This is a genomic window from Ruegeria sp. CDSC051, from assembly GCF_059610665.1.
Genome location: NZ_JBXWOC010000001.1, coordinates 24,409 through 43,431 on the forward strand (window position 1 = coordinate 24,409; position 19,023 = coordinate 43,431).

Consider the following 19,023-nt stretch of genomic DNA (forward strand, 5'->3'; position numbering starts at 1 on the left):
TTATTCTGCGGCCTTTTTGTCGCTCTTGATCGAGGCGATCACTTTCTCGCCCCATCTCAACTGTTCTTTTAGATCGTCAATGGCCTGGGTCAGCTCTTCACGCCGGGATTCCATATCGGCAAGCCGCTCGCACGCGATCTCATAGGTGCGGGTCATCTGTGTAACCTGCTGATCACCTACGTGATACAAATCAAGAAGCTGGCGAATTTCTTCCAGGCTGAAGCCAAAGCGTTTGCCTCGCAGGATCAGCTTGAGACGCGCCCGGTCGCTTTTGGTGAACAGTCGTTTCTGCCCTTCGCGGATCGGAAACAAAAGTTCCTTTGCCTCGTAAAAACGTAATGTGCGCGGCGTGACATCATAGGTCTCGCACATTTCACGAATGGTCATCAGATCTTCGGTCATGGTTTCTGCACTCTTGTAACTGGCCTTCGTTAAGCTGATTTGCGCAGTCGATGCGCGTCTTACAGCACGTAGATGCCGTTCACGTAACGCGAACGCTGCGTCACAAATAAGTTGACGTAACTTCCGTTCGCGTCAAGGTTTCTACTGCAGGGAATTTCAGGACGTCACGTCAGATCACCTTCCAGATGCAATTTTCCAAACACGGGAAAGCATGCTGAAAGGGTAAAAGAGCCCAGGAAGGGTCTGTTTTTGGCTTTGGCAAATCCGATAGTAAACGCGATCAACTGGGCAGCAATGCCTAGTCTAACAATTTCGCGGTCTGGTCACGCATTTGTTCCAAGGCATCTATGGCTTCATCCAACTGTTTTTTCTGATTGTTCAGTTCGACAAGCTGATGTTCGGCCATTTCGATGAAGGCCTTCATCTGTGCCTGATTCCCCTGATCTTCGTAGATCAGCAGCCACTGGCGGATATCTTCCAGTGGAAATCCGTATTTCCGTCCCCGCATGATCAGCGTCATCCGAGCGCATTCCCTAGGCCCGTAAAAGCGAGTTCGGCCTTCGCGGTCAGGCTGCAGAAGTTCGATATATTCATAGTAGCGCAGGGTACGTGGAGTCACGTCAAACTCGGCGCACATCTCTTTGAATGACAAACGGTTGTCGGGCATTCCTGGTCTCCTTCGAAACAGCGTAGGACGTGGCGACTTCAAGCGCAACAGGCGGGCTTGCTCTTTTGCTAGCCTGACGCTCATAAAGGGAGAAACAGAGAGGACACAAGTAGATGGTCGACAAAGCTGCTATAGCACGACAGTTTATTGAGGCCATTCCGCATGCCAAAGCTTTGGGTTTGACACTCACCAAAATGGGTAATGGCGAGGCCGAGATTTCGATGCCCTACAAGGCCGAATTGATCGGTGATCCACGCACGGGTGTGATCCATGGCGGGGCGGTTTTTGCCCTGCTTGACACCTGCTGCGGTTCCGCGGTCATGTGCCATCCTTCTTCGCCCGGCGCCACCGCGACAATAGATCTGCGGATAGACTACATGCGCCCGGCGACGCCAGGGCAGAGCATTACGACACATGCTGTCTGTTATCATATCACCAGAAACGTGGCCTTTGTCCGCGCAACTGCGATGGATGAGGACAAGGACCTGCCCGTGGCAACCGCCACCGGTTCATTCACAGTGGAGAGCCGATGATGTCCCGACCTCGGCCCGAAGCCATGCAGCTTATCGAACAGCGTCGCGATGCAGCACTGAAGGCAATCGTGGATGGTGTTCCATATATTCAGTTTCTCGGAATCGAATTTGACCGGCGGGGAAATGAGTTGACCGGGGTACTGAACTTTGACCAAAAGCTGATCGGAAACCCGATGCTTCCGGCGCTTCATGGTGGTGTGACGGCTGCCTTTCTGGAAGTAACCGCGGTTATCACCCTGAGTTGGGAGTATTTCTTTCCCCGGATCGAAAACGGCGAATTGGATGCCAGCACGGTCTTTCAAGATGAAACCATCATGTTTCCAAAAACAGTCGATTTCACCGTTGATTACCTGCGATCGGGCTTGCCTCGGGATGCCTATGCGCGTGCCTTTGTTCGCCGATTAGGGCGCCGGTATGCGTCGGTTCGTGTCGAAGCGTGGCAGGACAATCATCAGCGTCCTTTCGCACAGGCCAGCGGGCATTTTCTGATGCCGCAGTCCAAATCGAAAGCTGAGTAGATTTCCATGCAAGACGCCTCGGCACCCATCACGCACAGGCGCGTGCTTAAAATTGCAGCGCCCATCGTCCTGTCGAATGCCACGGTTCCGATCCTTGGGGCCGTGGATACTGGCGTAGTCGGGCAGATGGGTCTGGCTGCGCCGATTGGCGCTGTTGGGATGGGGGCCGTGATTCTGGCCTCGATCTACTGGATATTCGGCTTTCTGAGGATGGGGACCACCGGCCTGGCGGCGCAGGCGCGCGGGGCAGGTGACACTGCAGAAACCGGTGCGCTGCTGATGCGGGGCATATTGCTGGGCAGTGCGGCAGGTATGGTTTTCATATTGGCCCAGGTCCTTTTGTTCAAAGGGGCTTTTGCCCTTTCCCCCGCCAGCCCCGAGGTTGAGGCGCTGACCCGCGACTATTTGCGGATACGCATCTGGGGTGCGCCGGCAACGATTGCGCTGTTCGCCATCACTGGCTGGTTGATTGCGATTGAACGTACGCGTGGGGTCTTTGTCCTGCAGGTCTGGATGAACGGGTTGAATATTCTGCTGGATCTGTGGTTTGTGCTTGGTCTGGGTTGGGGCGTCGAGGGGGTGGCCATCGCGACGCTCATCGCCGAGTGGAGCGGGCTGGCACTGGGTCTCTGGCTGTGCCGCAGTGCTTTTACCGGGAATCAATGGCGTGACTGGCCGCGAATTTTTGATCCCACGCGTCTGCGTCGGATGATGCAGGTGAATGGTGACATCATGGTCCGTTCGGTATTGCTGACCGGCGCCTTTACCACATTCCTCTTCGTCGGGTCGGATCTGGGGGATGTTAATCTGGCAGCCAATCAGGTCTTGCTGCAGTTTCTCGAAATTACCGCCTTTGCACTGGATGGGTTCGCCTTTTCCGCCGAAGCACTGGTCGGCGGCGCCATTGGCGCGCGGGATCGGCATCAGGTGCGCCGAGCCGCGGCCATGGCTTCGCAATGGGGGGTAGGGGGTGCATTTGTACTTGGTGCGGTTTTCTATCTGGCCGGGCCAGCGTTGATCGACCTGATGTCAACTGCACCTGAGGTGCGACTAGCCGCACGCGAGTATCTGGTATGGGCGGCGCTGGCGCCGGTGATTGGTGTGGCAAGCTGGATGTTTGACGGCATCTACATAGGCGCGACCTGGACGCGCGCAATGCGCAATGCGATGATCCATTCGGTTGCGATTTATGTTTTGGCCCTGTTCATATTGGTGCCTGCGCTCGGCAATCACGGCCTTTGGGCCGCGCTGATGATCTTGAACATCGCGCGTGCCTGCACGCTGGGATGGCGATACCCCAAGCTTGAGGCTTTGGTCGCCTAAAGAAGGTCCAGAAGGGATTCCGTAGGGCGACCAATGGCTGCGTTGTCCCCTTTGATTGCAAGCGGACGCTCGATCAAAATCGGATGGGCCGCCATTGCTGTGATCAGGTCATCCTGAGCGGTATTCTTGGTTAGGCCCAGTTCCTTGAACAGCTTTTCGCTAGTCCGCATCAGGTCGATGGCGGGGATATCAAGGCGTGTAAGTACGGCCCGGATTTCGTCTGCCGAGGGCGTATCCTCAAGGTATTTGCGAATTTCGACCTGCGCTCCGTTTTCCTCAAGCAAAGCGAGCCCTGCGCGAGACTTAGAGCATCTGGGATTGTGCCAGTATTCGATCATAACCAGTCCTGTCTTTTGCTTCCAACGGCCTGCGCAACGGTTTCAAACCCGTCGCGCGCCAGCAAGTCATCCAAACCTCGCGCGATTTCCGCCGCAAGTGAGATACCACCGAAAACCATCGCGGTGTAGAATTGCACGGCCGAAGCACCGGCGCATATCTTGGCATAGGCCTGTTCTGCTGTGCTGATGCCACCAACACCGATCAACGGAATCTGACCGTCGGTCAAATGGCTAAACCGGGCAAGAACGCGGGTGGATTTTTCGAACAAAGGTGCGCCGGACAGGCCGCCTGCTTCGTCTCTGTGTGCGCTGCGCAACCCATCGCGCGACAAAGTGGTGTTCGAGGCGATGACCGCATCAACGCCCGATTCATGGGCCACTTCGGCGATATCCCGCAGCTCATCCTCGGTCAGATCGGGGGCGATCTTGAGGAATACTGGTAGAGGGCGCGACAGGGTGTTTCGGGTTTCGATTACGCCGCTCAACAGAGCGCTCAGCGCCGCTTTGCCTTGCAAATCCCGCAGCTTTTCAGTGTTCGGAGATGAAACGTTGACCGTAGCGAAATCCAGATGCGCCCCACAATGGGCCAGTACCTTGGCAAAGTCGCCGGGTCGATCATCGCTGTCTTTGTTCGCACCAAGGTTCAGTCCGATCACCGCATCCCTGGGGCGCGCCGCCAGACGACGGGCCATGGCCTCCATCCCTTCGTTGTTAAAGCCAAAGCGGTTGATGGCAGCCTGGTCTTCGGTCAGGCGGAATAGGCGCGGCCTGGGATTGCCGGGCTGCGGGCGTGGGGTAACGGCACCGACTTCGATGAACCCAAACCCGGCGCGAGACAGGGGGCCAAGAACCTCTCCGTTCTTGTCGAACCCTGCGGCCAGACCAACCGGATTGGGCAGATCCAGCCCGGCGATTTTGGTCCGCAAACGCGGCGAGGTGACCGGCCCCGGCGCAGGCATAAGCCCCGCTTTCAGGGCCTTGATCGACAGGGTATGTGCGGTTTCCGGATCCAGCCGGTGCAGGGCAGCCAGCCCCAGCTTTTCAGTCAGTTTCATCCAAACATTTCTCCGCCTTCGGTCGGCGCGCACCGGATCAGGCGAGAGGTCTTCACCGCAGCCTGACGATGCACGACCGCCTGTTTGTAATCAGGGTCGGATATCATTTCCAGAAAGGCATGGGCCGATGGGTAACGCGCGATAAATACCGCGTCCCATAGCTCATCCTTTGGGCCAATCAACGTAGTCTGAAACGCGCCGCGCCAAATGATCTTTGCCCCAAGGCGGGCAATGATCGGCCCGGTTTCGATCCCATAATTTCGATAAGCCTGAGCGCCCGACAGACCGCTTTTGGCCAGTTCGTGCCCCGATGGATATTCGGCCCGGCTGCGGAACCTCACCAGGTTCAGCATCTCGATCGGGTGGTCACGATCCAGCACCTTGAAGGCTTCGAACTGGGCGCGATCCGGGTCGATATATTCCGTCATTTCATGTCGTCCGGGAAGCGATGCGCGTTGCCGTCAAAGGGCAGGGGGCAGGACCAAGCTATGTCGGTCATGCGGATCTGACGGTAGAGATGCGGAAACAGAGCGCCCCCGCGCGAAACCTCCCACTTCAGTTCCTCGCCCATCGCGTCAGCATCGCAGGCCAACAGCGTCAAACCTTCGGCGCCGGCAAAATGCTTGGCAGCGGTTTCCGCAGCTTGTTCAGCTGTCGAAAAGTGGACAAAACCGTCCGAAACATCAATCGGAGCACCATCCGTGGCGCCATCGGTCTGCAGCGCCGTCCATTCGTTGGCGCGGAAAATCTTGTAAATCAGCATAGAACGGTCATGCCCCGCGCTGCGGCTAGATTCAAGCCGGATTTCCCCCTTTGACTCTTTGCTGAAGGCGGCGCAACATCTTGGCAATTAACAAAGGGAGTTAAAATATGTTCACCCGTTTCCTAGCCTCGGCTGCTGTGCTGGGTTTGACTGCAGGAATGGCCGCCGCCGAATATAAACTGACCATTCTGCACACCAACGACTTTCATTCGCGTATCGAGCCGATCAACAAATATGACAGCGGCTGTAGTTCAGATGACAACGCCGAAGGTAAGTGTTTTGGCGGATCTGCCCGTCTCGTTACAGCAGTGGAAGAAGCCCGCGGACGTGCCGAAAACTCGATCCTGGTAGATGGCGGCGATCAGTTTCAGGGCTCGTTGTTCTATACCTATTACAAGGGCAAGGTCGCGGCCGAGTTCATGAACAAACTGGGCTATAACGCTATGACCGTGGGCAACCACGAATTCGATGATGGCCCGGAAGTCCTGCGCGGCTTTATCGACACGGTTGATTTCCCGGTGCTGATGTCGAACGCGGATTTTTCAGGCGAAGAATTGCTGAGTGGCAAGATCAAAAAGTCTTCAGTGATTGAAGTCGGCGGAGAAAAAGTCGGCCTTGTTGGCCTGACGCCGGAAGACACGCATGAACTGGCCTCTCCTGGCCCGAACATCACATTCTCGGACCCGGTTCCCGCGGTTCAGGCCGAAGTGGACAAGCTAACCGCGGAAGGCGTGAACAAGATCATCGTTCTCAGCCATTCGGGATATGCTGTCGACCAGCGTGTTGCACAGGAAACGACAGGCGTTGACGTAATCGTAGGTGGGCATTCCAATACATATTTGTCCAACGTTTCTGACAAGGCTGTTGGCCCCTATCCGACAGTGGTCGATGGCGTGCAGATCATTCAAGCCTATGCCTATGGCAAATTCCTGGGCGAGCTGAATGTCACTTTTGATGACGACGGAAATGTTGTCGCGGCGGCTGGTGAGCCGCTGATCATGGACAACAACGTGGCCGAAGATCAGGCCTCGCTGGACCGTATCGCGGAACTGGCCGCTCCTTTAGACGAAATCCGCAATAAGGTCGTGGCCAGCACGTCTGAGGCGATTGAGGGTGACCGTTCGATCTGTCGTGTTCAGGAATGTCAGATGGGCAATTTGGTCGCTGATGCCATGCTTGCGCGGGTTGCAGATCAGGGCGTTCATATCGCGATTGCGAACTCTGGCGGCTTGCGTGCTTCGATTGACCCCGGCGATGTGACCATGGGTGAAGTTCTGACCGTGCTGCCGTTCCAGAATACGCTTTCAACCTTTGAGATCAGCGGACAAGGCATCGTTGACGCGCTTGAAAACGGCGTGAGCCAGGTAGAAGAGGTCAAGGGCCGCTTTCCGCAGGTTGCCGGTCTGACCTTTGTTTGGGACGCATCGGTGGCACCAAACGAAGGGCGCGTATCAGAGGTCATGGTATCCAACGGCGATGGGCTTACCCCGATTGATCCGGCGGCGACTTATCTTGTCGTTACCAATAACTACGTCAGAAATGGCGGTGACGGGTACAGTATGTTCGAAGGCGACGATAAAAATGCCTATGACTTTGGCCCGGATCTGGCGGATGTCACGGCGGAATACCTAGCCGAAAACGCGCCTTACCAGCCTTATCTGGACGGTCGCATCAAGCAAAAGTAAGGCGACCAGAGCGAAACGAAAAGGGCCGCACCTTGGGATGCGGCCCTATTTCATTCAGCTAACCTTCAGCCTTGATCAATATCGTATTCCGGCCAAAGCCCTGTATCAAAACCCGCAAGCATGGGCTGGATATGTTCCGACACAGATCGCCATCCCCCAATGGATTTGGTTGAGATTTTGTTGCGAACCTGGTCGATACTGGCAGTCCGGACCTGTTTGGTATTCTCTTCCGGATGCATCATCGTCTCGGTCCATTCGAGGTCGCAGAAAGCGGCGACCTGCTTGCTATAGGTTTCGGGGTCCGCGACAAGCTTTTCATATGGAACGGTCAGGATCTTGTCGCCAAAAACAGCTTCCCAATGCGCCATATAGCGACGATACAGGTTGGCAGAATGGGCAATGGTTTCAAGATTCGAGGCATAGTTCATGCCCCCCGCAGGGAACCGGCGGATCCATTTCGAAAGACCGACATCGCGCGGATCACGCAGCATGTTTATTATCTTGGCGTTTGGGAATGCTGACAACAGGAAGCCGACCCGCTGAAAATTGTGGGGCATCTTGTCAACAAAAGCGGTCGAGCCATCGGGGATCGGCGGCATCAACTCTCGGAACTCTTTGGCATATTTCGCTGCGGCAGTGGAATCGAAGGTCTTGCGATGTTGTGCGTAGTCGCGCGAAAGATCGGCCCCAACCGTCAGTTCGCCGCAGCCAGCAATGTCTGGCGCGGAGCTCAGCATCATTTCCATGAGCGTCGTGCCAGAGCGCGGCTGGCCCAGAACGAAGATCGGAACCGGCTGATCGGTTTGTTCGGACCAAGGAACTCTTCCTCCTACAGGGAACAGGCCAGTGATACGTTCGAACTTCTGTTCTTCCGCCTCTAAATCATAGGGTTTGACATTGTGTTGGATGGCATTGGCACGTGCAAATTGCGGCAGTGCTGCGCCAAGGCTATCGGCTTTTTGGATCAGGTGGGCCTTGGCAAATTCCAGTTCCGACAGCTCGTGTACGCTTTCGGATATCGCTGCTTCTACCGCCTCCATCAGTTTCGGGGCGTCCTCTTTGCTGGACATTGTCGAAAGCTGAAGAAGGGTGGCAACATGGAAAGGTTCTTTGGCGTAGATGCCCTGCAGAATATTGGCGCATCCCTTTTTGTCGCCACTCTGGTGCAGATTTACGGCTTTTTGAAAGGCTATCTTTTCGTTGTCCGGTGCCAATTCATACGCCTTGGTTATATCGCGTGAGTTGTGCTCGATATAACCGATGCGGCCATAGGCGCGGGCACGAGTCGACAACAGGCTGACATTTTCAGGGTCGCTTTGAAGTTTTTTGGTCACGTGATCAATGATCAGGCGCCAATTCTGTCCTTTCAGCGTAATCTCATCAATGACCCGGTTCAGTTCCTTGCTGGCTGGGAATTTTTCGGCCTTGAGTTCGGCATATTCCAAGGCTTTGGCCATCTGGCCGGTTTGCATAAGAGCATTGGCGAGGTTTTCGACGAATTGCGGATCGTCAGGTTTCATCCGCGCGGCTTCGACAAAATGCGGGATCGACCTTTTATACTGTTTCATCTCGGTCAGAACAAAACCGGAAATGGCATGAAAATCCGAGTCGGTCGGAAACTTTTTTACGCCAAGTTGAGCCTTTTTCAGCGCAGCCTGGAATTTGCCTTCTTCCAGCGCTGCGACAGCTTTGACTTTTAAGGTTTTCGCCGTTTGATTTTGCATATGACCCCGTGAGAACCTGTGCCTGTAGAAAACGATTGTTGAAAGTTCATTACCTATGTGCGGACGGTTTGCAATAACCCTTCCAAATGATGCCATGGCCCAGTTGTTTTCTGCGCGCCCGGCCAATGCTCTGCCTGTTGTCCCGAATTTCAACGTTTGTCCGACATGTCAGGTGCATGTGGTCAGGGCAGGCGAAACCGGGCGTCAGTTGGATGCCTTGCGTTGGGGGTTTTTACCACACTGGTACAAGTCCAAAACCGCTGGGCCATTGTTGATCAATGCCCGCGCCGAAACGCTAGCTGAAAAACCGGCGTTCAGGGTGGCCTGCAGAGAACGCAGATGTCTGATCGTTGCCAGCGGGTTTTATGAATGGACCAAAACCGAGAGCGGAGACCGGCTGCCTTGGTATATTTTCAGAAAAGACGGGGCCCCGATTGCTTTTGGCGGGGTATGGCAAGATTGGGGACCCGAGGGCGACCAGAAGGGAACATGCGCTATCGTTACGACACCAGCGAACCGCAATCTGGGCATAATTCATCACCGCATGCCCCTGATTGTTGAACCTGAAAACTGGCCTTTATGGCTGGGTGAAGTGGGCAAGGGGGCTGCGCGGCTGTTGTCTCCGGGGCAGGAAGATATTCTTGGCTTTCATCGTGTCGATCCGGGCGTCAATTCCAATCGGGCCAGTGGACCGACGCTTGTCGATCCCATCACAGGTTGACACCGTGCCTTTCCATCCGGTTCAACGCGGGTTAGATCGTTGACATGGTTCTGAAAATCACCAGCCTTCAGCAGTTATACGCGCATGAGTTCGACACAACCATAGACGTGCGCAGCCCGGCTGAATTTGCCGAGGATCATTTGCCCGGGTCTATCAACCTGCCAGTTCTGGATAACGACGAACGGGCGCGCGTCGGGACGATCTATGTCCAGGAAAGCCCGTTTCTGGCCCGCAAGCTGGGGGCGGCTCTGGTTTTCAGGAATGCGGCCAACCACATTGAACACAGCCTGTCCCATCACGAAGGGGGGTGGAAACCCCTTGTATATTGCTGGCGCGGTGGGCAGAGATCTGGTTCGTTTACCTGGATGCTACAACAGATTGGCTGGCGGGCCGAGGTTGTCGAGGGCGGCTATCGGGCTTATCGCCGCTTGGTGAGCCGGTATCTGTATGACGATCCGTTGCAGTTTCAATTCGTCCTTCTGGATGGGTATACGGGCACAGCAAAGACCGAGCTGCTTACACACCTTCAGGAACGTGGTGTCCAGGTTCTGGATCTCGAAGGGCTTTCCAATCACCGGGGGTCGTTGCTGGGGGCAATGCCGGGCGGACAACCCAGTCAAAAGGCATTCGAATCCGCGCTGGCCGCAGAACTTTGTGGTTTTGACCCCACCCGTCCCGTCGTAGTCGAAGCGGAATCGTCCAAAATCGGCTCTTTGATCCTGCCGCCGAGGCTTTGGTCCGGCATGTGTGCGGCCGTGCGCATTCAGATTGATGCCCCGATAGAAGCGCGCGCGGAATATCTGGTCTCGGCATATGACGATGTCCTCAGCGATGCCGAGCGGTTGAAAGATCTCCTGTCGCCGCTGAGGTCTCACCGTGGGCATGAGGTGGTGGATGGGTGGTTTGCGCTGATTGACGGCGGTAACAAGTTGGCCCTTACACGGTCACTTATGGAACAGCATTACGACCCAGCTTATGCCAAGTCCGCGCGCGTACACAGCACCGAGATTGTGGCCTCGATCCAGGTTCCCTCGCTGGCAAGTACCGGTCTGAAAGAGGTCGCTGTGCGGGTCGAACAGGTCCTGGATCAGCTCTGAAGTTTTAAACCCGGCGTATCGTCGATCATGCCGATGATTGATGCCGGATATCCAGCCGCACGTAGGTCTGCACACAGGCCTGGCGCGTCATCGGCTTGGACAGCGGCCAATAGCCCTCCGGCGGTTTGAGGGTCGAAAAGAAGATCAGCCTTGGGTCCGTTGGCGAGTTCAGGCGCAATGGCGCGGTTGTCTTCGAAGATCGTGGACCGAACACCGCTTGCGCTAAGCTCCACAGCCCCGGCCATCACGGGAACCGCATCCAGAGCAATTACCGCACCGCAGCCCGAGGCACCGCAAATACCTTGCAGATGCCCTGCCAGACCAAACCCGGTCACATCGGTCATAGCATGGGCGCTGAACAGAATGCGCGCGGCTTCGCCCTGGGGCTGGACCATGTGGCGGAACGCCTCGGCGACCCAGATGCCATTGGCCAAACCGGCCATTTCGGCGGCCATGATCACGCCGCTGCCAATCGGCTTGGTCAGGATCAAAGCGTCGCCCTTGCGGGCTCCGGACAAGATGATCGGGTCGTTTTCGCACAGGCCGGTCAGAGTGAACCCGATGGTCATCTCATCCCCCATCGAACTGTGGCCTCCGACGATTTCGGCCCCGGTTGCGCGGATGACGTCACTGGCGGTGGCCATGATTTCTGACATTGTACGTTGTTGCAGTGCGGGTGACATCCGAGGCAGAATAATCGTTGCGGTGGCGGCCTGCGGTGCCGCACCCATCGCCCAGATATCACCCAATGCGTGAATGGCCGTGATCCGTGTCATCAAAACCGGATCATTGGTAAAGCTGCGCAAATGGTCCGAGGTCATCACCTGTCGCGCGCCGCCGGTGAGAAGCAAAGCCGCATCGTCACCTGAAAGCGGTATAACGTCTTGCCGATCGGGGGGCGGCAAATCAGACAGAACACTGCGCAAAGCGCGACGCCCAATCTTTGCGCCGCACCCACCGCACATGGGCTTTTCACCCAGGACTTCGGGCACGCCCAAAGCGTGGTCGCGGGGCAACTCTGCTGCTTTCATCTGCGGCAGATTCCGGAACTTATTCATGAAATTCTGGTCGATATGGTTCTTCCATTTCCACATCAACGGACCACTGAGCGAGGTTCCCAATCGCTCGGCCAATGCGGATTTCCCACCCAGCGATATCAGCTTGAGGTAATCTTTTTGCGGATGATAGGGGCGCATCTTTCCAACACCCAGTGAGGCCCGAAGATTGTCATAAAGAATCGGGGCTTCTCGGACGGCATAAACACCTGCTTTTGGTCTGGGGTTTTCTGACAGATGGGCACAATCGCCGGCTGCGAACACAAAAGGATTGCTGGACTGCAGCCTGCTATTCACCGTGATATATCCATCGTGAAGATCCAGCCCGGACTGCGCCATCCAACCATAGGGTTTGGCCCCCGCCGCCCCCGTCACGAATTCAGCCGCAATCTGGCGCCCGTCCTCCAACCGGATGTGATCCGCATGAATTTCAACGATGGCGGCCTGTTCGATCACGTCGATGCCAAGGTCAGCCATCGCATTGCGAATGACCGAGGCCGCCTTTGCGCCAATCGCGGTCAGGGCCCGAGTATTGTCGATCAGGGTCAACCGGGCGCTGCGGTTTGCGGAACGCAGAGCGTGGGCCATCGCCATGATCAACTCGACCCCGGCAACACCACCACCGATCACGGCAACCGAGGCGGCGCCTGCGCCAGATTGGTACTCGGCCCATTTGGTGGCAAAAGACGCTAACGGTTTTGCGGGGACCGCATGGTCGGAAAATCCAGGCAGGGCCGGCATGTCGGATGTAATGCCAACATTAACCGAGGTTACATCATAGGCGACGGGCGGTCGGCCGGGCACATGTACCTCTTGCCGGTCAGGGTCTAACCCTTCGACGGCACCCAATATCACCCGTGCCCCGGCAAAGCGAGCCAGGCGCACCAGATCAATATCCAGATCACCCCGGCGATAATGACCGGCAACGAAACCGGGCAGCATCCCTGAATAGGGGGCTGAAGGCGCGGGGTTGATGACCGTCAGGCGCGCGCCAGGCAGAGGGTTCATCCCCCATTTTCGCAACACCAGCGCGTGCGTATGACCGCCGCCGATAAGAACCAGATCGCGGGTCAGGGGCAGCGGAGGTCTATACATAGGTATCAGGTGTTTCTGTGATCAGGAACGTCTTCGACCTGTTCGACCGCATGTGTGGCCCAGATTCTGTCCTCACCCGCGTCCGGCAGATCCTGGGGCTTTTCATGGCGGTGAATATGCCATTTGGCAATAAACAGGGCCGTGATCGGAGCAGTCAGGAACAGAAACAGCGTGATCAGCAGCTCGTGCAGAGACAGGTGATGTTCGATCAATACGGAATGGATGATTGAGGCGATCAGAACGCCACCCACCCCAAGCGTTGTCGCTTTGGTGGGGGCATGGAGCCTGGACATCGGGTCCTTTAGCTTGATCATTCCGTACGATCCGACAAAACCAAATATGCCTGAAACAACCAGGAAGAAGGCGACCAGAAACTCAAAAATTACCGACATGTCGCCCTCACTCGATGATATTGCCGCGCAGCATAAAGCGCGCGTAGGCAACGGTTGAGACAAAGCCGAGCATTGCGATGATCATGGCGGCCTCGAAGAAAATCTCGGTCCCCAGAAATAGCCCGTAAAGCACCATAAGGGCGATTGTGTTGATCACCATCGTGTCCAGCGCCAGAACCCGGGTGCCCACTCCATCGGCCGTAATGATCCGCCACAGGCACATCATGATGGCTGCGCCGAAACAGGCAAAGGCAAAGTAGATTGCTAGCTCGATCATTCGAAAATCTCCTTTAGCCTGCGCTCGTATCGTTGCTTGATTTGATCGCGTACTTCGTCCGGGTTTGGCGCATCGAGGCAGTGTACCAGTAAGTTGTGACCCTGCGCTGACAGATCGCAACTGACGGTGCCGGGGGTCATGGTGATTGTCCCGGCCAGAACCGTAATCGCTTCGGGTGTGCGCAGTTCCAGCGGAATGCAGACCCAGTTCGGTTCACGGTCGGAATCCCGTTTGAACAGGATGATCCTGGCAACTGTCATATTGGCGACAACAATGTCCCATAGAACCACCAATATGTATTCGGTGATCATCGGCCAATTCCGAAGAACGGGCCGGTCTGGCCAGTACGGCTGTGTGACGAAGGGGATGATAATCCCCAGCACAAGGCCAAACACCAGTGAATTCAGCGATGGTGTGTTTGCCAGCAAAATCCACACAACCGTCAGCAGGAAAGTCAGATGCGGGTGCGGGAATATCCGGTGAAGCAGTTTTTTCATTCTTCCACCCCTAACACGGCCGAGATGTAATTTTCGGGTGCAAACAACTGTTCCGCTGTGCTGGTAGCGTAGTTCATTGCAGGCCCGGCAAACAATGTCAGCATGACCAGACCGATGATCAAAGCAAATACCGACGTAAAGGCCAACCCGGGCGAAGGTTCCGGGGCTGCCTGAAAGGCGGTCTCGCCGTCAGTTGTATCGGCTTGGTCGGTGGTCAAGCTGGCGTCATGGCTTTTCCAAAAGATCAAAGTTCCGGCGCGGGCCAACCCTACTATGGTTACGAATGAGCCGATCAATACCACAGCCCAGACCGTATTTGCGTCTGGTGCATCTCGCGCGGCGTCCAGGACCAGCAGTTTGCCAATGAACCCGGAAAGGGGCGGCATCCCGGCCAAAGCAATCGCACCAATAAAGAACAGTGCGGAAATCAGTCCGGTCTGTGCCATTGGGTGCTTTGGGGCAATTGCGCCTCCGCGCCGCTCGATCACCAGATCAGCAATCAGGAACAACAGTGCCGTCGCCAGTGTCGAATGATAAATATAGAACAAAGCGGCAGCAGTGGCCGTTTCGGTGAACAGGGAAATTGCGATCAGCAGGGTACCCATTGACGCGATGGCGCAAAAAGCCACAAGGCGCGCGATGTGTCGTGAGCCCAATATGCCGATTGTACCAACCGCCAAAGTTACCAAAGCGGCAGGTTGCAGCCAGTTGATCACAAGATCATGCGCAACCAAAACCTCGGGGCCAAAGCCAAGCGTGTACATGCGCAAGATCGAGTACGCCCCGACCTTTGTCATGATCGCAAACAGCGCGGCAACTGGCATAGGAGCATTCGCATAGCTGGCCGGTAGCCAGAAATGCAGCGGCAGAACTGCAGCCTTAATGCAGAATACCAGCAGCAACAGGGCAGCACCCACTCTTATCAGAGCGGTGTCTTCGAGCGGAAGCTCGGCAATCCGTACAGCCATATCCGCCATGTTCAGCGTGCCGGTCACTGAATAGAGCGTGCCAAGGGCAAACAAAAACAGCGTTGAGCCCAAAAGGTTGTAGGCGACATATTGCACGCCTGCCTTGAGCCGAACGGCTCCACCGCCGTGCGTCATCAAACCGTAGGACGCGATCAGCAATACCTCGAAGAACACGAACAGGTTAAAGGCGTCACCTGTCAGAAAGGCACCGCATACGCCCATAAGCTGAAAGTGGAATAAGGGATGAAAGTGCTTGCCGCGTGCATCCCATCCGGAGGCAATCGAATAAAGCACTATCGGAAGGGCTAAAAGCGCGGTCAGCAAGACCATCATGGCAGATAACCGATCCAGCACCAGCACGATTCCAAAGGGCGCTGGCCAGTTGCCCAACTCATAGACCAGAATGTCTCCACCTGCGGCCTGTGCGGTGATTGTCAGGGCGATGCCAAGCAGTGCCACGACACCGGCGACCGAGAATATGCGCTGCAAATCAAGGTGGTATCGCAGGACCATGATGATGAACGGAGCCAGAATCGCGGGCAGGACGACTGGCGCAACGATCCAATGGTTCATGCGTCTTCTCCCGGCGCGTCCGTATTGTCATGCGCGGCCATGTCGATGTGGTCATCCTTGGCCGACAGGTAAGCCGAAAGCGAGATCATCACGATCACCGCAGTCATCCCGAATGAAATCACGATGGCGGTCAGCACCAGGGCCTGCGGCAAGGGATCGGTATAGGCGACCTCTTCATATTTGTTCAGAACAGGCGGCGCGTCCAAAGCCAGCCGCCCGGTGGCAAACAAAAAGACGTTCACCGCATAGGTCAGCAGCGACAGGCCCAGAATGACCGGAAAAGTCCGGCGACGCAGGATCAGGAAAATCCCGGCGGCGGTCATCACGCCAACCGCAGAGGCTACGAGCGCTTCCATCAGACCTGCTCCTTTTCTTCTTGTTCTTCTTCAGGCGGATCGTCCCGCAGCGGGTTGATATCCATCGGGAATTCCTGCGCCATGCCGGGCTGCCAGGCCAAGCGGGACAGGCTATCCAGTGCCAGCATCACCGCGCCCAAAACCGCAAGGAACACGCCGGTATCGAACAGCATGGCGGTTGCCCATTCGAACTCTTCCAGCGGCGGCCAGTTCAGATATCCGAAATCGCTGGTCAGGAAGGGACGTTCATTGAACCATGCGCCAATTCCAGTTGCTGCGGCGATCAGAACGCCCCAGCCGATTGTGCCGTGATAATAGAACCGTTGCCGTTCGATGGCCCAGGTATAGCCGCTGGCCATATATTGCATCAGATAGGCGATGGCGACGACCAGGCCGGCGATGAACCCTCCTCCTGGTTGGTTATGGCCGCGGAAAAAGATATAGGCCCCGACCATCAGCGCGATCGGCATCATCACTCTTGTCGCCACGACCATCATCAACGGATGAGAGTCACCCGATTGCGGCCAGTGCGGTTTACGGTTCAGCAAATACCCCCGGACATTGGTTTCCAGAACCGCCTCGGTCAGGGCAAAGATGATCAGGGCGGCAATGCCCAGAACGATGATTTCGCCGAAGGTATCAAAGCCACGGAAATCCACCAGGATCACGTTGACCACATTGGTGCCTCCGCCGCCCTTATACGAGTTGGCCAGATGGAATTCGGAAATGCTCGGGAAACCGAAATCCCGCAGCATCAACGCGTAGATCAACGCACCTGATCCGATGCCTGCCACGACCGAAATTGCCGCATCCCGCCAACGCCGCGCCGCGCTGCTGTCCCAGGGTGTGTCCGTGGGCAGGAAGTTCAGCGACAGCAACAGCAGGATCATCGTCACCACCTCGACCGAGATCTGCGTCAGGGCCAAATCAGGGGCGGACAGATAGTTGAACGCCATCGAGACGATCAGGCCAACGACTCCGATCAGCACCAAGGACAGCAGCCGGTTGCGGTGGAACCACATGATGGCCAGCGTCGCGGCGATCAGGCAGATCCAGCCAATGAACGGAATGATCTGAACGGGTAGGGGCGTGCGTGTTTCAACGCCAATAGATCCGGTTGCGAATGCGTAATATCCCAGCCCAACCGTAAAGACGATCAGGATGGCCGCATACCGGCTGAGGACCCCATTATGCAGAGTATCTGTAACCCAGCGGCTGGTTGTCGTAAGCGCAGCGATCACTGCGTCAAAAATGGTTTTCGCCTCGGGTCTGGGCAGCGCATTCCAGATAAACTCACCGCGCCGATGCTGTGTCAGCAAGGCCAGGCCACCCAGCGTGGCGAAGGCGGACATGTACAGGGCAGGCGTAAACCCGTGCCAGAGCTTCAGCGAATAATAGGGCAGCTTCTCGCCCCCGATTACCGCACTTGAAACAACCGCCACCAGCGGACCTACGATAGCGTTGGAATAAAGACCGATCAGGACGACAAGCACGACCAGGAAAGCGGGTGCAAGCCAAAGCCCGGCCGGTGGGTCATGTGGATGGGTTGGGTAATCGTCGCGTACTGGACCAAGGAACACGTGACCAACAAAGCGGAACGAATAGGCTGCAGAGAACAAGGCCGCCAGCAGCGCCAGTCCGGGCACAAGATAATGCGAATGCAGCCAGGTTGTGTGGACCGTTTCCTCCAGCATCATCTCCTTGGACAGAAACCCGTTCAGCGGAGGTAGACCGGCCATGGAAAGTGCGGCAATCGTCCCGATGGTGAAGGTGATTGGCATCAAATGGCGCAATCCGCCCAGTCGCTTGATGTCGCGGGTCCCGGCCTCGTGATCCACGATCCCGGCGGTCATAAACAGGGCTGCTTTGAACGTCGCATGGTTGATGATGTGGAAGATGGCAGCAACGGCGGCAATCTTGGTTCCAAACCCCAGCAGCATGGTTATCAGACCCAGATGCGACACGGTCGAAAACGCCAGCAGCGCCTTGAGATCATCTTTGAACAGGGCGATGCAGGCCCCGATCAGCATGGTTACCAGGCCGGTTGTGGACACAATGTAGAACCACGCATCAGTCCCCGCCAGAACGGGCCACATGCGGGCCATCAGGAACAACCCTGCCTTCACCATCGTGGCCGAGTGCAGATAGGCTGATACTGGCGTAGGGGCGGCCATCGCGTGTGGCAGCCAGAAATGGAAGGGGAACTGTGCCGATTTGGTGAAACACCCCAGCAAAATCAGGATCAGCGCTGGCATGTAATAGGGTGAAGACTGGATCAGCTCTTTGTTCTGGAGAATGACGCTTAGGTCATAAGAGCCAACGATATTGCCCAGGATCAGCATCCCCGCAATCATCGCCAAGCCGCCAGAGCCGGTCACAGCCAGCGCCATACGCGCGCCCTGTCGTCCCTCGGGGAGGTGTTTCCAATATCCGATCAATAGGAATGAACTAAGCGAGGTAAGTTCCCAGAATATCAGCAAAAGCAGGATATTGTCCGACAGAACGATTCCCACCATCGCTCCCTGAAACAGCAGCAAATAGGTGTAAAACTGCCCCATCGGGTCTTCGCGCGAGAGATAGAACCGGGCGTAGAGGATGATCAGCAAACCGATGCCAAGGATCAGCAGCGCGAACAGAAACCCAAGGCCGTCCAACATGAAATTGGCGTTTAGGCCCAGTGCCGGAATCCAGTCGAACCGGGCGGTAACGACCTCGCCGCGCATCACGGTTGGGATGTGAATCAACAGCCCCATCAGCGCCAGAAAAGTGGTCAACCCAGCGGCCGAGGCTGCTGCGTTTCGTCCAGCCCGGATCAAAAGGGCTGGGAATACAGCTCCGAGGAAGGGAAGGGCCGCGATGAGGAATAGGGACAACTGCGATACTCCGGTCTGGGCGGTCAAAAGTGCTATTGATTTTGTAAGGATAATTCGCGGAGTGTCCAGCGATTGCAAGCCATTCTGCCTGTTCAGGGGCCCCAAGGCAGA

General features: G+C 56.3%; 20 protein-coding genes. 6 read left to right on the forward strand and 14 right to left on the reverse strand.

The features are described 5' to 3' along the window. Together AC2FH0_RS00115 and AC2FH0_RS00120 are read right to left on the reverse strand one after the other, a co-directional pair. Positions 1-402: a MerR family transcriptional regulator gene (locus AC2FH0_RS00115; RefSeq protein WP_142632817.1), complete on the reverse strand. Its 402-nt coding sequence runs from the start codon at positions 400-402 to the stop codon at positions 1-3. A 298-nt stretch (positions 403-700) separates the two neighbouring features. After that, positions 701-1,069 (reverse strand): MerR family transcriptional regulator, encoded by a 369-nt coding sequence (locus AC2FH0_RS00120; protein WP_142632819.1) that lies wholly within the window; start codon positions 1,067-1,069, stop codon positions 701-703. A 113-nt stretch (positions 1,070-1,182) separates the two neighbouring features. Here AC2FH0_RS00120 and AC2FH0_RS00125 point away from each other — a divergent pair, with 113 nt between their 5' ends. The 3 genes from AC2FH0_RS00125 to AC2FH0_RS00135 are packed head-to-tail and all read left to right on the forward strand — an operon-like array spanning position 1,183 to position 3,443. Further along, the gene (locus tag AC2FH0_RS00125) at positions 1,183-1,602 is read left to right on the forward strand and encodes a PaaI family thioesterase (protein ID WP_142632821.1); all 420 of its coding nucleotides are present in this window, start codon (positions 1,183-1,185) and stop codon (positions 1,600-1,602) included. Continuing rightward, positions 1,602-2,120: a PaaI family thioesterase gene (locus AC2FH0_RS00130; RefSeq protein ID WP_271948008.1), complete on the forward strand. Its 519-nt coding sequence runs from the start codon at positions 1,602-1,604 to the stop codon at positions 2,118-2,120. The genes AC2FH0_RS00125 and AC2FH0_RS00130 overlap by 1 nt, the downstream gene beginning before the upstream one ends. Positions 2,121-2,126: 6 nt before the next feature. Continuing rightward, entirely contained in the window at positions 2,127-3,443 is a 1,317-nt protein-coding gene (locus AC2FH0_RS00135) for an MATE family efflux transporter (RefSeq protein ID WP_142632825.1), read from the forward strand. Here the strand turns inward: AC2FH0_RS00135 and arsC are convergent. Genes arsC through AC2FH0_RS00155 form a run of 4 tightly spaced genes read right to left on the reverse strand, consistent with a single transcriptional unit; the run spans position 3,440 to position 5,599 of the window. Continuing rightward, positions 3,440-3,781, reverse strand: coding sequence for an arsenate reductase (glutaredoxin) (arsC, locus tag AC2FH0_RS00140; RefSeq protein WP_142632827.1), 342 nt, complete (start codon positions 3,779-3,781; stop codon positions 3,440-3,442). The two genes, AC2FH0_RS00135 and arsC, sit on opposite strands and share 4 nt — an antisense overlap. Beyond that, positions 3,778-4,836: a quinone-dependent dihydroorotate dehydrogenase gene (locus AC2FH0_RS00145; RefSeq protein ID WP_496788235.1), complete on the reverse strand. Its 1,059-nt coding sequence runs from the start codon at positions 4,834-4,836 to the stop codon at positions 3,778-3,780. Before AC2FH0_RS00145 ends, arsC begins: the two co-directional genes overlap by 4 nt. Further along, a complete protein-coding gene (locus AC2FH0_RS00150; protein WP_496692442.1) occupies positions 4,833-5,264 on the reverse strand; it encodes a DUF1330 domain-containing protein in 432 nt (143 codons plus the stop codon). Before AC2FH0_RS00150 ends, AC2FH0_RS00145 begins: the two co-directional genes overlap by 4 nt. After that, positions 5,261-5,599 carry a DUF952 domain-containing protein gene (locus AC2FH0_RS00155; RefSeq protein ID WP_496692441.1) on the reverse strand — a complete coding sequence of 113 codons (339 nt, stop codon included), beginning with the start codon at positions 5,597-5,599 and terminating at the stop codon, positions 5,261-5,263. The genes AC2FH0_RS00150 and AC2FH0_RS00155 overlap by 4 nt, the downstream gene beginning before the upstream one ends. Positions 5,600-5,706: 107 nt before the next feature. Here AC2FH0_RS00155 and AC2FH0_RS00160 point away from each other — a divergent pair, with 107 nt between their 5' ends. After that, positions 5,707-7,284, forward strand: coding sequence for a bifunctional metallophosphatase/5'-nucleotidase (locus AC2FH0_RS00160; RefSeq protein WP_496788237.1), 1,578 nt, complete (start codon positions 5,707-5,709; stop codon positions 7,282-7,284). Between the two features lie 65 nt (positions 7,285-7,349). On the opposite strand, the gene AC2FH0_RS00165 is transcribed toward AC2FH0_RS00160, so the two are convergent. Continuing rightward, positions 7,350-9,008, reverse strand: a complete 1,659-nt coding sequence (locus AC2FH0_RS00165; protein ID WP_496788239.1) for a tetratricopeptide repeat-containing sulfotransferase family protein — start codon at positions 9,006-9,008, stop codon at positions 7,350-7,352. Between the two features lie 55 nt (positions 9,009-9,063). Here AC2FH0_RS00165 and AC2FH0_RS00170 point away from each other — a divergent pair, with 55 nt between their 5' ends. Together AC2FH0_RS00170 and mnmH are read left to right on the forward strand one after the other, a co-directional pair. Continuing rightward, the gene (locus tag AC2FH0_RS00170; RefSeq protein WP_281994370.1) at positions 9,064-9,729 is read left to right on the forward strand and encodes an SOS response-associated peptidase; all 666 of its coding nucleotides are present in this window, start codon (positions 9,064-9,066) and stop codon (positions 9,727-9,729) included. A 44-nt stretch (positions 9,730-9,773) separates the two neighbouring features. Then, on the forward strand, positions 9,774-10,826 hold the full coding sequence (mnmH, locus tag AC2FH0_RS00175; RefSeq protein WP_496788241.1) for a tRNA 2-selenouridine(34) synthase MnmH: 1,053 nt from the start codon (positions 9,774-9,776) through the stop codon (positions 10,824-10,826). Here mnmH and selD read toward each other — a convergent pair. Genes selD through AC2FH0_RS00210 form a run of 7 tightly spaced genes read right to left on the reverse strand, consistent with a single transcriptional unit; the run spans position 10,817 to position 18,912 of the window. Then, positions 10,817-12,976, reverse strand: coding sequence for a selenide, water dikinase SelD (selD, locus tag AC2FH0_RS00180; protein WP_496788242.1), 2,160 nt, complete (start codon positions 12,974-12,976; stop codon positions 10,817-10,819). The genes mnmH and selD overlap by 10 nt on opposite strands. Before the next feature lie 5 nt (positions 12,977-12,981). Then, positions 12,982-13,368 (reverse strand): Na+/H+ antiporter subunit G, encoded by a 387-nt coding sequence (locus AC2FH0_RS00185; RefSeq protein ID WP_496692435.1) that lies wholly within the window; start codon positions 13,366-13,368, stop codon positions 12,982-12,984. Between the two features lie 7 nt (positions 13,369-13,375). Beyond that, positions 13,376-13,645 (reverse strand): K+/H+ antiporter subunit F, encoded by a 270-nt coding sequence (locus AC2FH0_RS00190; protein ID WP_142632846.1) that lies wholly within the window; start codon positions 13,643-13,645, stop codon positions 13,376-13,378. Beyond that, positions 13,642-14,142 (reverse strand): Na+/H+ antiporter subunit E, encoded by a 501-nt coding sequence (locus AC2FH0_RS00195; RefSeq protein ID WP_496692434.1) that lies wholly within the window; start codon positions 14,140-14,142, stop codon positions 13,642-13,644. The genes AC2FH0_RS00190 and AC2FH0_RS00195 overlap by 4 nt, the downstream gene beginning before the upstream one ends. After that, positions 14,139-15,683, reverse strand: a complete 1,545-nt coding sequence (locus AC2FH0_RS00200) for a monovalent cation/H+ antiporter subunit D (protein ID WP_496692433.1) — start codon at positions 15,681-15,683, stop codon at positions 14,139-14,141. Before AC2FH0_RS00200 ends, AC2FH0_RS00195 begins: the two co-directional genes overlap by 4 nt. Next, positions 15,680-16,039, reverse strand: coding sequence for a Na+/H+ antiporter subunit C (locus AC2FH0_RS00205; protein ID WP_142632852.1), 360 nt, complete (start codon positions 16,037-16,039; stop codon positions 15,680-15,682). Before AC2FH0_RS00205 ends, AC2FH0_RS00200 begins: the two co-directional genes overlap by 4 nt. Further along, positions 16,039-18,912, reverse strand: a complete 2,874-nt coding sequence (locus tag AC2FH0_RS00210; RefSeq protein WP_496700641.1) for a monovalent cation/H+ antiporter subunit A — start codon at positions 18,910-18,912, stop codon at positions 16,039-16,041. Before AC2FH0_RS00210 ends, AC2FH0_RS00205 begins: the two co-directional genes overlap by 1 nt. Positions 18,913-19,023: the final 111 nt, after the last annotated feature.

Coding starts and splice junctions, on each gene's coding strand:
- AC2FH0_RS00200 (WP_496692433.1), bottom strand. CDS start 15,683: ATGAACCATTGGATCGTTGCGCCAGTCGTCCTGCCCGCGATTCTGGCT.
- AC2FH0_RS00130 (WP_271948008.1), top strand. CDS start 1,602: ATGTCCCGACCTCGGCCCGAAGCCATGCAGCTTATCGAACAGCGTCGC.
- arsC (WP_142632827.1), bottom strand. CDS start 3,781: ATGATCGAATACTGGCACAATCCCAGATGCTCTAAGTCTCGCGCAGGG.
- AC2FH0_RS00195 (WP_496692434.1), bottom strand. CDS start 14,142: ATGAAAAAACTGCTTCACCGGATATTCCCGCACCCGCATCTGACTTTC.
- AC2FH0_RS00170 (WP_281994370.1), top strand. CDS start 9,064: ATGTGCGGACGGTTTGCAATAACCCTTCCAAATGATGCCATGGCCCAG.
- AC2FH0_RS00135 (WP_142632825.1), top strand. CDS start 2,127: ATGCAAGACGCCTCGGCACCCATCACGCACAGGCGCGTGCTTAAAATT.
- AC2FH0_RS00205 (WP_142632852.1), bottom strand. CDS start 16,039: ATGGAAGCGCTCGTAGCCTCTGCGGTTGGCGTGATGACCGCCGCCGGG.
- AC2FH0_RS00120 (WP_142632819.1), bottom strand. CDS start 1,069: ATGCCCGACAACCGTTTGTCATTCAAAGAGATGTGCGCCGAGTTTGAC.
- AC2FH0_RS00160 (WP_496788237.1), top strand. CDS start 5,707: ATGTTCACCCGTTTCCTAGCCTCGGCTGCTGTGCTGGGTTTGACTGCA.
- AC2FH0_RS00190 (WP_142632846.1), bottom strand. CDS start 13,645: ATGATCGAGCTAGCAATCTACTTTGCCTTTGCCTGTTTCGGCGCAGCC.
- selD (WP_496788242.1), bottom strand. CDS start 12,976: ATGTATAGACCTCCGCTGCCCCTGACCCGCGATCTGGTTCTTATCGGC.
- AC2FH0_RS00165 (WP_496788239.1), bottom strand. CDS start 9,008: ATGCAAAATCAAACGGCGAAAACCTTAAAAGTCAAAGCTGTCGCAGCG.
- AC2FH0_RS00185 (WP_496692435.1), bottom strand. CDS start 13,368: ATGTCGGTAATTTTTGAGTTTCTGGTCGCCTTCTTCCTGGTTGTTTCA.
- AC2FH0_RS00115 (WP_142632817.1), bottom strand. CDS start 402: ATGACCGAAGATCTGATGACCATTCGTGAAATGTGCGAGACCTATGAT.
- AC2FH0_RS00125 (WP_142632821.1), top strand. CDS start 1,183: ATGGTCGACAAAGCTGCTATAGCACGACAGTTTATTGAGGCCATTCCG.
- AC2FH0_RS00155 (WP_496692441.1), bottom strand. CDS start 5,599: ATGCTGATTTACAAGATTTTCCGCGCCAACGAATGGACGGCGCTGCAG.
- mnmH (WP_496788241.1), top strand. CDS start 9,774: ATGGTTCTGAAAATCACCAGCCTTCAGCAGTTATACGCGCATGAGTTC.
- AC2FH0_RS00145 (WP_496788235.1), bottom strand. CDS start 4,836: ATGAAACTGACTGAAAAGCTGGGGCTGGCTGCCCTGCACCGGCTGGAT.
- AC2FH0_RS00150 (WP_496692442.1), bottom strand. CDS start 5,264: ATGACGGAATATATCGACCCGGATCGCGCCCAGTTCGAAGCCTTCAAG.